Here is a 13903-nt window from a genome sequence, read left to right on the forward strand (position 1 = left end):
CGGGGCCGCGAGAATTTCAGACGAACAGCAGCGGCAGCATCACCGCCACGCCCGCGGCGAACCCCGCGACTAGCGCGCGGTGGCCGCCGTCGGGGAGGTCGGCGCCGGTCTCCAGCGCCTCGGGGACGAACTCCGTCGCGACGAGATACACCATCGCGCCCGCGGCGAACCCGAACCCGAACGGGAGGAACGACTGGGCCCAGCGCACGAACACGAACGCGATTACCGCGCCGATCGGCTGCGGGAGGCTCGAGAACACCGCGGCGCCCACCATCCGCCAGTTCGAGAGCCCCATCGCCCGCATGGGGATCGCGATCGCCGTCCCCTCGGGGACGTTGTGGATCGAGATGGCGACGGTCATGAACACCGCGAGCACGGGCACCGAGAACCCCAACACGGGAATCCCGCCCGTAAGCCCCAGCTCCGCGAAGGAGACGCCGACGGCGACGCCCTCCGGGAAGCTGTGGATCGTGAGGATGCCGAGAATGAGCGCGAGCTTCCTGAGGTCGCCCGCCGCGAACGCCTCGGCCTCCAGTCGGTGCTCGTCGTGAGCGTGGTCGCCGCCGTCGGCCTCGACGGCGTGTCCCCCGACGTCGATCCTGTCGAGGACGCGGTCCGAGACCTCCACCAACGCCGCGCCCGCGACGATCCCGCCGACGAGCAGGAGGGGGAGTCCCGTGGAGTAGGCCAGCCCCTCGTTGAACAGCCCGAACAGCGACGCCGACACCATGATCCCCGACGCCAGCCCCCACAGCGCGACGTTCCAGCGGTCGCTGATCTCGTCGGTGTAGAAGAACGGCAACGCGCCGAGCCCCGTCGCCAGATCCGTGACGAGGCCGGCGAGGAACACGAACGCGAGGTTCCCTGCCAGTCCCATGTCTCACCGTTCGTCTCGACCGGCATAACTCTTTTCAGATATCCGATAGTTTTTGGTCGTCCTAAAGCCGTCGTCCACCCACCCGTACCGGACGCCTTTTTACGGCCGGCCGCCAACCCCGGATCGTGCTTTCGGCCGAGCTGCACTGCCACTCCGAGCTCTCCCACGACGGCCGGGATCCGGTGGATCTGCTGGTCGAACAGGCCGCGGCTGTCGGGCTCGACGCGATCGCCGTCACCGACCACGACGCCATCCACGCGAGCCACGAGGCCGCCGCGTTGGCCGAGGAGTACGGGCTCGTCGGCATCGTCGGGATGGAAGTCACCTCCGCGGCCGGCCACGTGCTCGCGCTGGGGATCGAGGAGGCGATCCCCTCGGGGCTGGCGTACGACGAGACGCTCGACCGCATCCACGATCAGGGGGGGATCGCGATCGTCCCTCACCCGTTCCAGAGCTCGCGACACGGCGTCGCCGCCCACATCAGCGACGAGCAGCTCGCGAGCGCCGACGCGATCGAGGTGTACAACTCACGCCTCCTCACGGGGCGGTCGAACCGGCAGGCCGAGCGGTTCGCGACCGCCCACGACGTGCCCAAAACCGCCGGGAGCGACGCCCATATCTCCGAGATGGTCGGGCAGGCGATCACCGAAATCGGTGTCGAGGAGCGGAGCGTCGACGCGATCCTGCGGGCGATCCAGCAGGGCCGGACCAGCGTCGTCGGACAGAAGACGCCGTGGCGAATCTCGTTCCGGCAGGCCGCCGGCGGCGTGAAACGCCGGGTCCAGCGCGGCGTGCGCGAACTGTTCTGATGACCGCCGACGGAACTACGCTCCGCGGCGCCGACCTGTCGACGGTCCGCGAAGCCGTCGCGTCCGGCGATCCTCTCCCCGGAACGGGCGGCTTCGCCGGGGAAATCGACGGTCGGCTCGTCTGTGACGTGCTGGGCCGCGAACCGCTCTACCTCGACGCCGCGAGCGACGCCCGGGAGTGGAGCTTCGACCCGACCGACCTCGAAGAGCCCGAACTCCTCGACGCCGGCACGGTCGTCGAACCGGACGGCGACCGGCGGAGGGTGTGGTCGCTCCCGGACCTGTCGCCCGAGACCGATCGGGAGGCCGCCGTCGACGCCGTCCGCGACGCGGTGCTCACGAGCGTCCGCGAGCCGGATTCCGACGGGCTCGCGGTCGCGTTCTCCGGTGGCGTCGACTCCGCGGTCGTCGCCGCAGGGGTGCCGGACGTGCCCTGCTACGTCGCCGGCTTCGCGGACGCCGAGTCCCACGACGTGGACGCGGCGCGCGCGGCCGCCGACGCGATGGACCGCGACCTCCGCGTGGTCGCGTTCGACCACGACGACATCGAGCGGGCTGTCCCCGAAATCGTCCGTGCCACGGGGCGCTCGAACGCGATGGACGTGGGGATCGCGCTCCCGCTGTACTTCGTCGCCGAGCGGGCCGCGGCTGACGGATACGACCGTCTCGCGGTCGGGCAGGGCGCCGACGAGCTGTTCGGCGGCTACCGGAAGGTGGTCGATCCCGCCGAGGACCACCGCGTCGAAGCTGATTCGGTCCGCGGCGCGACGCGGGAGGTGATCGGGAGCCTCCCCGATCAACTGCCGCGTGACGTGCTGACGCTGCGGGCCGCCGGCGTCGAGCCGGTCGCGCCGCTGCTCCACGACCGCGTGATCGACGCCGCGCTCCGACTGCCCGCGGACCTGCTCGCGACCGAGGCCGAACGGAAGGTGGGGTTCCGGCGCGCGGTCGCGGGCGTCGTTCCGGACGACGTTCGCGGGGCCGAGAAGAAGGCGGTGCAGTACGGCACCTACGCCGCACGGGAGCTTGATCGGCTGGCTCGACAGGCCGGCTACAAGCGCCGGATGGACGATCACGTCGGGCAGTACATCGACGCGCTGGTCGCCGGCGACGCGTAGCTACGCGTTTTCGGCGGCCTCGATCGCCCTGCGCGCGAGGGCTCGTGTGTCGGCATCGATGTGGCTCTCTGCGAGTTCCTCGCGATCGTACCACGCCCACGCGTCGGCGTCGGCCTCGCCCGGCGCGGGGTCGATCTCCCGGCTCGGGACCGTCGCAAAGTAGACGTGGTCGACGTGCTGGTGGAACACGTCGTCGCCGTCGGTGTCGATGTCGTACAGCAGTTGCTCCCGCGGGGTGGGGAGGGTCCGCCCCGCGGGCGCGCCGACGGGGTCGGTGTCGTCGAGCAGCGTCGGTTCGAGCCCCGTCTCCTCGCGTGTCTCGCGCAGGCCGGCCTCGTGGGGGAGTTCGTCGCGGTCCACGTGGCCGCCCGGGGGGATGTGGATCTCCAGTTTCGGGTGGTAGTGCAAGGCCGCGGCGCCGTCGTTGACGACGTAGACGGTCGCAGTGAAGTGGCGCGTCGTCTCCATGGCTCTCGATTACCACCGTGGGGTTTCGGGGTTGCGGTTCGATTATTGGGTTGTGTATTTAGTCGGTAGAACGTCAGTCGGTCTACTTCTGTGAACCGTTATCACGACAACACCGTTAAAGCCCCTGCCCGCTCGGCTCGGGGGCCTCGCTGCGCTCCTCGGTCGCTCCGCTCCCTGCGGTGCTTGCGTCGGCCGCCTTCGCCGAGCGAGCAGCCCCTTTCAGTTCCACCCGACAGCACAGCCCACACGCCTCCCCAGCCGACTCACTCGCTCACTTCGTTCGCTCGTTCGTCCTCCGAGGGAGCAAAGCTCCCTCGTGCCCTCGCTCGCGTTGCTCGCGAGGACCTCGCGCTCGGGTCGCGTACGGAGGCGCGACCGCTTCGCGCCACAGCATTAGCGGCAGTACGTGTGAGCAGCAGTCCATCGGCACCGACCGCAGCAAAAGATCGGGTCGCAAGAACTACTTGGTGGGCACTCACAGTTTACGGTATGGCACACGAAAGCTCGTCCGATCTGGGCCTCGGGATCGGCGTCACCCTCTCCGTGGTCGCGCTGCTGGCCGCGGCGTGGCTGGCGCTGGTCGACCCGAGCGCGACGTTCGACAGCGGGATGCACGCCGCGGCGGTTCCCTTCGCCGTCGCGATGACCGTCGGCGTCGCCGCCGTCGCCGCGATCCACCTCTTCTGGGGGGAGTAGGCGGGAAACCGTTAAGACCGCGAACGCCTTACGCCACGACGAATGACCGAGTACACCGAGGAGGAGGCACGCATCGTCGCGTACCTACGCCACAGCGTCTCCTCTGGGGATCGGTACTTCCGGGCCAAGAACATCGCCGAGTCGATCGGGCTCTCGGCCAAGCAGGTCGGCAGCCGACTGCCGACGCTGGCGGAGAAGTCCGACGACGTGGAGATCGAGAAGTGGGGACGCTCGAAATCCACGACGTGGCGCGTCGAACCCCAGGGGTAGCACCGCCTCGCGCCGTCCGCCGCTTTTCGGTCCGCCGCAGTCCCTACCCGTTATCACCCCCCGACCCGTAGCCCGGGGTATGACCGTCCGTGTCGAACGGACCTTCACGTTCGACGCCCCGGCCGAGCAGGTGTGGGAGTTCATCGCGGACCCCGCCAAGCGTGCCGAGGCGATCAGCGTCGTCGAATCGTACGAAGTCGCCGACGATGCGGGCCGGGAGGCGACGTGGCACGTCAGCCTCCCGATCCCGGGCGTGGGCGCGACCGTCGCGATCGAGACCGAGGACGTCGAGCGCGACCCGCCGAACCGCGTCAAGTTCGTCGGCAAGTCCACGGCGCTGCGGGTGACCGGCACCCACACCATCGAGTCCGACGGCGAGACGACGACGCTGCACAACGAGTTCGTCGTCGACGGCCGACTCCCCGGCGTCGAGCGCTTCTTCAAGAAGAACTTCGAGTCGGAGCTCGACAACCTCGAAGCCGCGCTCCGCGAGGAGTTGGGGCTGAAAGCATGAGCGAAATCGCTGCCGGCGACGACGCGATCACGATCGCGCTGGCCCAGCACCGCGTCGAGGCAGGCCACGTCGAGGCCAACGTCGACCGCGCGGTCGCAGCCATCGAGCGTGCGGCCGGCGAGGGCGCCGACCTGGTCTGTCTGCCCGAGATGTTCAACGTCGGCTACTTCGCGTTCGACTCCTACGCCCGTGAGGCGGAGGGGCTCGGCGGGCCGACGCTCGACCGGATCGCCGGCGTCGCCGCCGACCACGGCGTCGCCGTTCAGGCCGGCAGCATCGTCGAGGATCTCGCCGCCAGCGCCGACGCCGGCTTCTCGACGCCCGAATCGGGGGGGTTGGCCAACGCCTCGGTGTTCCTCGACCGCGCGGGCGAGGTACGGGGAGTGTACCGCAAACAGCACCTGTTCGGCTACGACTCCGCGGAGACCCGACTGCTCACGCCCGGCGAGTCGCTCCCGACCGTCGAGTTCGAGGGGTTCACCGTCGGGATGACCACCTGCTACGACCTGCGCTTCCCCGAACTGTACCGCGAGCTCGCCGACGAGGGTGTCTCGCTGGTGCTGGTGCCGAGCGCGTGGCCGTACCCGCGAGTCGAACACTGGCGGACGCTCCCGCGCTCGCGAGCCATCGAGAACCTCGCGTACGTCGCCGCGGTCAACGGCGCCGGGGAGATGGGCGAGGACCGCCTCGTCGGCCGCTCGACGGTGTACGATCCCTGGGGGACGCCGATATCGACCTGCGACGACGGCCCCGAACTGGTGACCGCCGAGCTGTCGCCGTCCCGCGTCGAGGCGGTCCGCGAGGAGTTCCCGGCGCTGCGGGACCGTCGGCTGTAGCTCGCCGCGGCGAAAGAGCCTACATCTCGGCGGCTGAACGGCCGCCATGGACACCAAGCGGTTCCTGTTCGTCTCGGCCGACGCCGCCCTGATCACCGACCTCGCGTGGCAGGTCCACCGGGAGGGTCACGACGTGAAGTACTACATCGAGGCCGAGAGCGACCGGGAGATCGGCGACGGGTTCGTCCCCAAGACCGACGACTGGGAGGCCGAGGTCGACTGGGCCGACGTGATCGTCTTCGACGACATCTGGGTCGGATCGGACATCGGGACCGGCGCGCTCGCCGAGGAACTGCGCGAGCGAGGGAAGGCGGTCGTCGGCGGCACGCCGAACACCGATCAGCTCGAGGAGGACCGCGGCTACGCGATGGAGATCCTCGAGGAACACGGCGTCAACACCGTCGAACACCACGTGTTCGAGGAGTTCGACGCCGGAATTCAGCACGTCCAGCAGAACCCCGCGCCGTACGTGATCAAGCCGCTGGGGGAGGTACAGAACGTCAAGCGCCTGCTGTACGTCGGCGACGAGGACGACGGGAGCGACGTCGTGGACGTGCTGAGGGCCTACGAGAAGGCGTGGGGCCACCGAATGAAGGGGTTCCAGCTCCAGCGGAAGGTCGAGGGCGTCGAGGTCGCGATCTGCGGGTTCTTCGACGGGAACGAGTTCGTCGACCGAGTCAACTTCAACTTCGAGCACAAGAAGCTGTTCCCGGGCAACATCGGCCCCTCGACCGGCGAGATGGGCACGTCGATGTTCTGGGCCGGCCGGAACAAGCTGTTCGAGGAGACGTTCGGGAAGCTCGAAGGGTGGCTCGCCGAGGAGGGGTACGTCGGCAGTATCGATATCAACTGCATCGTCAACGAGACCGGGATCTACCCGCTCGAGTTCACGCCACGGTTCGGCTACCCGACGATCGCGCTGCAGGAGGAGTCGTTCGAGTCCTCGACGGGGCAGTTCTTCTACGATCTCGCCCACGGGAACGATCCCGAACTCGCGGTACACAGCGGCTACCAGATCGCGGTCCGGGTCGTCCTGCCGCCGTTCCCGTTCGACGACGAGGAGACGTACGACGAGAACTCCCGGAACGCCGCGGTCGTGTTCGAGACCGAGAGCCGGGAAGGGGTCCACCTCGAAGACGCGAAGAAAGTCGACGGACAGTGGCGTGTCGCGGGCGACAACGGGATGCCCATCGTCGTGACCGGGAAGGGGGAGACGATGGGCGCCGCGCGCGAGCAGGCGTACGACCGCATCGACGACATCGTGATGCCCAACATGTACTACCGGGACGACATCGGCGAGCGCTGGATCGACGGCGACGGCGACCGGCTGCAGGCGTGGGGGTATCTCGGACCGCAGTCGTAGCGCCGCGGCGTCCGGTGTTACGGGTCCTCCTCGGCCGGCGCCGCGTCGTCGGCCAGCAGGGCACAGAACCGCCGCAGGAACGTCTCGCGGTCCGTGCGCCCGGCGCCGGCCGCGACGAGCAGCTCCTCCAGCCCGTCGCGGTGCTGGTGGCAGTACTCGCGGTAGCACGGCTTGCAGACGTACTCGAACTCCTTCCCCTCGCGGTTCCAGATGTCGCCGTGTTTGTCGTACTCGAACGCGTCGTCTTTCGCGAGCGATTCGCCACAGCTGATACACGTCACCCGCGCGCTGGTCCCGAACAGCCTCGACGCCATCGTGTGTCGGACGAGGCGACGGATCGCAGTAGGTCGACTGCCTCACCAGTCGTGTTCGTTAAGTATCGGTGCCGGGGGGTTTCGTCCCCACGAATCGACGACGCGGCGCCGACGGAACGGTCGTGGGACTGGTCGAACCACGCTGTCCATCCCCCTTCACGACTGGAGCTGGTGAACCATCAGTTATCGTAAACAACGGTCGGCACAACGTCACTCCAGCCTCGTAACGAAATAAATTCGCCCGAGAGGGGCGCTCTCAGCCGGACAGTATTGAATTCTGATAATACCAGCGAATATCTATCGTCTATGTAGGCGCATATTGACTGATGCTTGCCTAAGCTATTTACCCCAATAGCCCAGCCATAGCCCATGGTAGATGGTGACAATCAACCAACGACCACGCGACGAACGTACCTGAAAGCGGGCGCAGCGGTCGGCAGCTTCGCCGGACTGAGCGGATGTGTCTCCTCGCTGACTGGAGGCACCACGACGCTCCGGGTGAACTCGCCGGCAGCGGAGGGGTCGGTCCACGGCGACGCCGGGGCGTGGATCAAGGAGTACGTCGAGGCGGAGACCGACGGCGACATCGAGATCGAAGTGTACCGCAATAGCGAGCTGGGGGGACAGATCGAGTCGATCGAGAACGTCTCCACGGGGTCGCTGGAGATGTACGTCATCCCCTACGCGCTGACGGGGACCCAGTACCAGCCGGCACAGGTGTTCGACGCGCCGTACCTGTACGATCCGGACAACCCTTACGAGGACATCTACGAGAAGACCGACCCGCAGGACAGCGAGATCGCACAGGACGTCATCGAGAACCTCGCTTCGGAGACCAACATCCGGTCGCTCGGCGCGGTGGTGCAGGGGACGCGGCGGTGTACGCTGAACGTCGAGGGCGAGCCGCCGACGAACCCCGAGGAGCTCGGCGAGTACCGGATGCGTGCGGTGCCGATCGGGATGTACGAGCAGGCGCTCGTCGGCCTCGGCGCCGAGACGACGAACATCGACTTCTCGGAGGTGCCACAGGCGCTGGCCTCGGGCTCGATCCAGGGGCAGGAGAACCCCTACAACATCATCCGGAGCTCGGGCATCTGGGAGAACCAGAGCCACATCATCGAGACCGACCACATGCACGTGCCGCTGGCGATCATCATCAACGAGGGGATCTTCCAGGACGACCTCACCGACAACCAACAGCAGATCATGTACGACGCGGTGCGCGAGAACCAGTCCCGCGCGACCGAGACGCTACAGGAGAACCTCGAGGGTCACCGGGAGTTCATGCGCGAGAACGGCCTCACGATCGTGCCGCCGGAGGATATCGACATGGACGCGTTCCGAACCTCGACCCGCCAGCGCATCCGGGACCAGTTCCCGGACCTGATCGACACGATCGAACAGCTGCACGGTAACGGCTACCCCGCGGAATAGATGTCACGGGTCGAGCGCGCGTTCGACCGGGCGACGAGTGCGCTGTATCGCGGCTCCGCGGTAGCGCTGCTGCTCATCCTCGTTTTGATGCTGGTCCGGGTCGTCTCACGGAACCTCAGCCTCGGGATCAGCGGGCTCCAGATCGTCGCACAGGCGGCCGCAGTCTGGCTCACGTTCATGATCGTCGGCGCGCTGGAGTGGGAACGGCGCCACATCGAGATCGACTACTTCACTGACCGTATCCCCGAGCGTTGGCAGCCGCTACACGAGATCTTCGTGACGCTCGTGGGGACGTACGCGGCGTACGTCATCTTCGTCGGTTCGGCGATCGCGATGGTGACGTTCGCCGACTCCACGTCGCCGGCCGTCGACATCCCGATCCCGTTCTACTACGCGGCGTCGACGCTCGGGGCGGGGTTCCTGCTGTCGATCTACGGCTACCGCATCTACTCCGCGGTTCAGGAGGTGCGACGCTGATGGCGGTGCTGGGTCTGATCGCGGTGCTGCTGTTCGTGGCGCTGGCCTCGATCCGGGTGCCGGTGTGGATCGCGCTGCTGGTGCCGGCCGCCCTGTACAGCTTCGTCAGCGGGCAGCCGTTGCTGTTCCCGGCGGTGAACATGGTTCGGGAGTTGGACTCGTTCACGCTGCTCGCGATCCCGCTGTTCATCTACGTCGGCTCGCTGATGAACCACGGCGAGATCACCGAGAAGATATTCGACTTCGCCGACGACGTCGTCGGCCACTACGACGGCGGGCTGGCGCAGGTGAACATCCTCACCAGCCTGATCTTCTCGGGGATCAGCGGCTCGGCGCTCGCCGACATCGGCGGCGTCGGGCGCGTCCTGATCGACTCGATGAAGGACGCCGGCTACGACGGCGACTTCTCGGCGGCGGTCACCAGCGCCTCGGCGACGGCCGGCCCGATCTTCCCGCCGAGCATCCCGCTGATTCTCTACGGGATCATCGCGGAGGTCTCGGTGGTTTCGCTGCTGCTGGCGGGCGCGCTGCCGGCGCTGCTCACCGTCGCGTTCCTGATGCTCGGCACCGCGGTCATCGCGAAGACCCGCGGGCTCCCGAGCAACTCCCACCGCGCGTCGCTAGGCAAGATCGGCTCCTCGTTCGCCAAGGCGTTCCCGGCGCTGCTGACGCCGGTGATCCTCATCGCGGGGATGCTGGGCGGGCTGTTCAGCCCGACCGAGGCCGCGGCGGTGACGGTGTTCTACATCCTGTTGATCAACACCGTCGTCTACCGGTTCCTGAACCTCCGGTACATCTGGAACGCGGCCACGGAGACCGTCGAGACCACCGGGACGATCGTGATCATCCTCGGCGCCGCGAGCGTGTTCAGCTACGTGCTCTCCGTCGAGGGCGTCGACAGGCTGTTCGAGACGACCGTGCTGTCGCTCTCGACCAACCCGATCATCGTGTTGATCCTGGTGAACCTCGTGCTGCTGTTCATCGGGCTGTTCCTCGACCCGATCGCCGCGCTGGTGATGATGACGCCGATCGTCCTCCCCACGCTGACCGAGGTCGGCGTCGATCCGGTCCACGCGGGAGTGATCATGGTGTTCAACCTGATGCTCGGGCTGCTCACCCCGCCGCTGGGGCTCTCGGTGTACCTCTCGGCGGACATCGCGGACGAACCGGTGTGGAACGTGTTCCGGGAGACCCGGGACTACTACGTGATCCTCGCGATCGCGCTGCTGGTGATCACGTACTACCCGCCGCTCAGTCTGAGTATTCTCGAGTACCTGTAGCCCGCCGCCGGCGCTTCTCCGGCGGCGTGTCGTCCTCCACCAACTGCATCGTCACGAGCGTGTCCCCCTCGGCCATCGTCGCGACCAGCCAGTCGTACCCCTGCTGGGGCTCCTCGCTCGCGAACTCCACGCCCGCCGCCCGGAGTTCGGCCATCCGCTCCCGGATATCGTCGACGGCGAACGCGATGTGGAAGAAGCCGTCGCCGTGCTCGCGCCAGTGCTCGTACACCCAACCGCGCTCCGTCGTCGGCGTGATCAGTTCGACCAGCGCGTCGCCGACCGGGTAGAGCGCCACTTCGAGTTCGAACTCGCCGGTCATCTCCTCGCGAGCCAGCCGATCGACGCCGAACTGTGCTTCGAACGCGTCTGTCGCCGCGTCCAAGTCGCCGACCACGAACGCCACGTGGTGGATGCGCGTGAACATACCGCATACGTCGCCGCTCGTAGCATCAATCTATCGTCTCCTGCAACGCCGCGACGAACGCGCGACAGTCCATGCCGACCGAGCCGCCGCGCGCGGCCGCGGCGTCGTTCACCGCGCTCACCACCCCGTCGGTCCACGTCGATCGCGCGTCGCCGATGCGGGCGGAGTCGTGGGCGACCGTGGCCGCGGGGATTCCCCGCTCGTCGAGGAACGGGAGCCGGCTCCGGCCTGCCCCCTCCTTCCCGCCGCCGGCGTCGTTGAACACCGCGCCGGCCACGTCGCCCGCGATGTACGACTCCCGTTCCCCGGCGAGCCGGGCGCCGTGGCTCGCGGTGATCGCGATCCGGCCGTCGTCCTCCGGCCGAATCAGCGACAGCGAGTCCATCCCCCAGACCGCGGGGTCGCCGTCGTCGAGTTCGAACCGCCCGGGCGATCGGGGCTCCGGCGACGGCGCGGGATCTGCGTCGCGCATCCGCTCGGCGGCGTCGAGCGTGGAGTCGCCGACGGCACAGCCGAGCGCCGCGGCGGCGTCGTTGACCCGGCTGAGCTGCCCCGACCGGACGGTGTCGGCGCCGTCGCCGATGCGGGCGCTGTCGTGGTGGACGGTGGCCGCGGGCGTGCCGTGCTCGTCGAACGCGGGCAGCGTCGCGACGCCCGCCGCCTCCTTCCCGACGCCGGCGTCGTTGAGGATCACTCCGCGGACGCCGGCCCGCGCCGCGAGATACCCCGCGTAGGCGCCGCCGTGGCTCGCGGCGACGACGACGCTCGGCGCGGCGTCGGCCGCAAGCTGTGTCACGCTGTCGACCACTCGAATGTCAGTGAGTACCACGATCGAACTGACGACCGCAGCCGCATAACTCCCGGTGACCGCCTCAGTCGCCGGGACGAACAGCTTTTTGTCGGTATTCCCCTCTTCTTGGGAGTATATGTCATACGTCGTCCGGATGCCCAAACTCGGCGTCGAGATGGAGACAGGGATCGTGATCGAGTGGCACCTCGACGTGGGGGAGACGGCCGAGGAGGGGGACGTGATCGCCGAGATCGAGTCCGAGAAGTCGACCGCCGAGGTCGCGGCGCGGGAGGACGGGGCGCTCCGTGAGCGCTACCTCGCCGTCGGCGAGGAGGGGCCGCCGGGCGCCGCGATGGGCATCTTCGCGCCGCCGGATGCCGACATCTCCTCGCTGCGGGCGGAGGTCGACGTGGATTCGGACGATACCGAGGAGGCGGCAGAAGGGGAGGACGCCGAGCCGACGGAGTCGGAGCCGGACGCCGACGACGCAGGGCCCACCGACTCGGCCGAGGAGCCGACACAGCCCTCGGTCGACGACGGGACCGTCCGGGCGAGCCCGCGGGCCAAGCGCCGTGCCGAGGAGCTCGGCGTGACGCTCTCCCGGGTCGAAGGGACGGGGCCCGAGGGCGGGATCGTCGCCGACGACGTGGCGGCCGCGGCGGGCGACGCCGGCGGGCGGACGATCCGCGAGGAGCGGACGTTCTCGGGGATGCGCTCGACGATCGCCGACCGACTGAGCACGAGCTACCGGGAGGCCGCCCACGTCACCGTCGACCGGGAGGTCGAGGTCGAGGCGGCGTTCGACGCGGCCGACGCCGCCGGGGAGGACGCGTCGCTGACCGACGTGTTGCTGCTCGCGGTGTCGGCGACGCTGGAGGAACACCCCGAGTTCAACGCCACCTTCGACGCCGAGACGGAGACGCACACGCTGTACGAGGAGCACAACATCGGCGTCGCGGTCGACCTCGAAGGCGGCCTCGTGACGCCGGTGATCCCCGACGTGGGCGGGAAGTCCATCGACGAGCTCGCCCGACAGCGGGGCCGGCTGACAGACCGCGTGCTCGACGGCGAGTACGACGCCGACGACCTCAGCGGCGGGACGTTCACGGTGTCGAACCTCGGCGTGGTGGGCAGCGACTCCTTCACGCCGATCATCAACCCCCCCGAGATCGCGATCCTCGGCGTCAACCGCGTCCGTGAGCGCCCGGTCAACACCGACTCGGGGATCGAGTTCCCCCGCCACATCACGTTCAGCCTCTCGTTCGACCACCGCGTCGTCGACGGCGCGGACGCGGCGCGCTTCCTCGTCACGCTCGACGAGACGCTCGCGGCCGCCGAGAAGCTGCTCGACTGAGCTTCACCGACGTTTTCTGTGGTGTGGTACCACGCAACGTAGATTTATGCGCTGTCGGTCACACGACCGGACGATGACGGAACTCCTGACGGGAGAGACGGCGGTCGTGACGGGCGCGGCGAGCGGGATCGGGCGCGCGATCGCGCTCGCGTTCGCCGACGAGGGCGCGGACGTGGTCGTCGCCGACCTCGCGCCGGAGCCACGCGAGGGGGGACGGCCCACCCACGAACGGATCCGCGAGGACACCGACGCCGACGCCGCCTTCGCCGAGTGCGACGTGAGCGACCCGGACGCGATCGAGGCCGCGATGGACGAGGCCGAGGCGTTCGGCGGCGTCGACGTAATGGTGAACAACGCCGGCGTCGTGCGGGTGGAGTCGCTGCTGTCGGTCACCGAGAAAGAGTACGAGCAGGTGATGGACGTGAACGTCAAGGGGACGTTCTTCGGCGCCCAGCGGGCCGCCCGGCGGATGGCCGAGGGCGAGGGGGGCTGCATCATCAACATCTCCAGCATCGCCGGGCTGGAGGGCGCCGGCGACTACGTGACGTACTCCACCTCGAAGGGTGCGGTCCGGCTGATGACGTACGCGCTGGCCGACGCGCTCGGCGACGAGAACGTCCGGGTCAACGCGATCCACCCGGGCCCCGTCGACACCGGGCTGATGCGGGACGATCTCGGCACCGACCCGGACGGCGAGAACCCGTTTCTCGCCGGGGTGCCCCGGGGCCGGATGGGCGAGCCCGAGGACGTGGCCGACGCCGCCGTGTTCCTCGCGAGCGACCGCGCGGACTTCGTCAACGGCTCGTCGCTGGTCGTCGACGGCGGGATGGTCAACACCCGGGGACAGCTCCTCTCGGAGTAACCGGGGAGAATCGGCCG

General features: G+C 68.5%; 17 protein-coding genes. 12 read left to right on the forward strand and 5 right to left on the reverse strand.

Annotation, left to right across the window (positions count from 1 at the left end; translation table 11 throughout):
• Window positions 1-16: 16 nt before the first annotated feature.
• Complete coding sequence (locus ACQUSM_RS04535) at window positions 17-877, reverse strand: ZIP family metal transporter (RefSeq protein WP_435116176.1); 861 nt, start codon at window positions 875-877, stop codon at window positions 17-19.
• A gap of 125 nt (window positions 878-1002) precedes the next feature.
• Between ACQUSM_RS04535 and ACQUSM_RS04540 the strand changes: the two genes are divergently transcribed.
• Window positions 1003-1686 (forward strand): PHP domain-containing protein, encoded by a 684-nt coding sequence (locus tag ACQUSM_RS04540; protein ID WP_435116178.1) that lies wholly within the window; start codon window positions 1003-1005, stop codon window positions 1684-1686.
• A complete protein-coding gene (locus ACQUSM_RS04545) occupies window positions 1686-2804 on the forward strand; it encodes an asparagine synthase C-terminal domain-containing protein (RefSeq protein ID WP_435116180.1) in 1119 nt (372 codons plus the stop codon). Before ACQUSM_RS04540 ends, ACQUSM_RS04545 begins: the two co-directional genes overlap by 1 nt.
• Here the strand turns inward: ACQUSM_RS04545 and ACQUSM_RS04550 are convergent, their stop codons facing one another.
• The gene (locus ACQUSM_RS04550) at window positions 2805-3272 is read right to left on the reverse strand and encodes an NUDIX hydrolase (protein WP_435116182.1); all 468 of its coding nucleotides are present in this window, start codon (window positions 3270-3272) and stop codon (window positions 2805-2807) included.
• Window positions 3273-3761: 489 nt separating this feature from the next.
• Here ACQUSM_RS04550 and ACQUSM_RS04555 point away from each other — a divergent pair, with 489 nt between their 5' ends.
• The 5 genes from ACQUSM_RS04555 to ACQUSM_RS04575 all read left to right on the forward strand — a co-directional run bounded on the left by ACQUSM_RS04555 (window position 3762) and on the right by ACQUSM_RS04575 (window position 6951).
• A complete protein-coding gene (locus ACQUSM_RS04555) occupies window positions 3762-3968 on the forward strand; it encodes a DUF7525 family protein (protein ID WP_435116184.1) in 207 nt (68 codons plus the stop codon).
• A 42-nt stretch (window positions 3969-4010) separates the two neighbouring features.
• Window positions 4011-4238 (forward strand): DUF7123 family protein, encoded by a 228-nt coding sequence (locus ACQUSM_RS04560; protein WP_379731050.1) that lies wholly within the window; start codon window positions 4011-4013, stop codon window positions 4236-4238.
• 79 nt (window positions 4239-4317) lie between these two features.
• Entirely contained in the window at window positions 4318-4752 is a 435-nt protein-coding gene (locus tag ACQUSM_RS04565) for a CoxG family protein (protein ID WP_435116187.1), read from the forward strand.
• A 26-nt stretch (window positions 4753-4778) separates the two neighbouring features.
• A complete protein-coding gene (locus ACQUSM_RS04570; protein ID WP_435118285.1) occupies window positions 4779-5588 on the forward strand; it encodes a carbon-nitrogen family hydrolase in 810 nt (269 codons plus the stop codon).
• A 46-nt stretch (window positions 5589-5634) separates the two neighbouring features.
• Entirely contained in the window at window positions 5635-6951 is a 1317-nt protein-coding gene (locus tag ACQUSM_RS04575; protein WP_435116189.1) for a phosphoribosylamine--glycine ligase, read from the forward strand.
• Between the two features lie 17 nt (window positions 6952-6968).
• Here the strand turns inward: ACQUSM_RS04575 and ACQUSM_RS04580 are convergent, their stop codons facing one another.
• Window positions 6969-7265: a DUF7562 family protein gene (locus tag ACQUSM_RS04580; protein WP_435116191.1), complete on the reverse strand. Its 297-nt coding sequence runs from the start codon at window positions 7263-7265 to the stop codon at window positions 6969-6971.
• A 369-nt stretch (window positions 7266-7634) separates the two neighbouring features.
• On the opposite strand from ACQUSM_RS04580, the gene dctP reads away from it, so the two are divergent.
• The 3 genes from dctP to ACQUSM_RS04595 are packed head-to-tail and all read left to right on the forward strand — an operon-like array spanning window position 7635 to window position 10456.
• A complete protein-coding gene (gene dctP, locus ACQUSM_RS04585) occupies window positions 7635-8699 on the forward strand; it encodes a TRAP transporter substrate-binding protein DctP (RefSeq protein WP_435116193.1) in 1065 nt (354 codons plus the stop codon).
• Complete coding sequence (locus tag ACQUSM_RS04590; RefSeq protein WP_435116195.1) at window positions 8700-9176, forward strand: TRAP transporter small permease; 477 nt, start codon at window positions 8700-8702, stop codon at window positions 9174-9176.
• On the forward strand, window positions 9176-10456 hold the full coding sequence (locus ACQUSM_RS04595) for a TRAP transporter large permease (RefSeq protein WP_435116197.1): 1281 nt from the start codon (window positions 9176-9178) through the stop codon (window positions 10454-10456). The genes ACQUSM_RS04590 and ACQUSM_RS04595 overlap by 1 nt, the downstream gene beginning before the upstream one ends.
• Here the strand turns inward: ACQUSM_RS04595 and ACQUSM_RS04600 are convergent.
• Together ACQUSM_RS04600 and ACQUSM_RS04605 are read right to left on the reverse strand one after the other, a co-directional pair.
• Window positions 10428-10880 (reverse strand): VOC family protein, encoded by a 453-nt coding sequence (locus ACQUSM_RS04600; RefSeq protein ID WP_435116199.1) that lies wholly within the window; start codon window positions 10878-10880, stop codon window positions 10428-10430. The two genes, ACQUSM_RS04595 and ACQUSM_RS04600, sit on opposite strands and share 29 nt — an antisense overlap.
• Before the next feature lie 25 nt (window positions 10881-10905).
• Entirely contained in the window at window positions 10906-11709 is an 804-nt protein-coding gene (locus tag ACQUSM_RS04605) for a hypothetical protein (RefSeq protein ID WP_435116201.1), read from the reverse strand.
• A gap of 97 nt (window positions 11710-11806) precedes the next feature.
• Here ACQUSM_RS04605 and ACQUSM_RS04610 point away from each other — a divergent pair, with 97 nt between their 5' ends.
• Entirely contained in the window at window positions 11807-13024 is a 1218-nt protein-coding gene (locus tag ACQUSM_RS04610) for a dihydrolipoamide acetyltransferase family protein (protein WP_435116203.1), read from the forward strand.
• Between the two features lie 73 nt (window positions 13025-13097).
• Window positions 13098-13886: an SDR family oxidoreductase gene (locus tag ACQUSM_RS04615; protein ID WP_435116205.1), complete on the forward strand. Its 789-nt coding sequence runs from the start codon at window positions 13098-13100 to the stop codon at window positions 13884-13886.
• Window positions 13887-13903 lie beyond the last annotated feature (17 nt).

This window comes from Halolamina sp. C58 (assembly GCF_051195095.1).
Classification (GTDB): Archaea; Halobacteriota; Halobacteria; order Halobacteriales; family Haloferacaceae; genus Halolamina.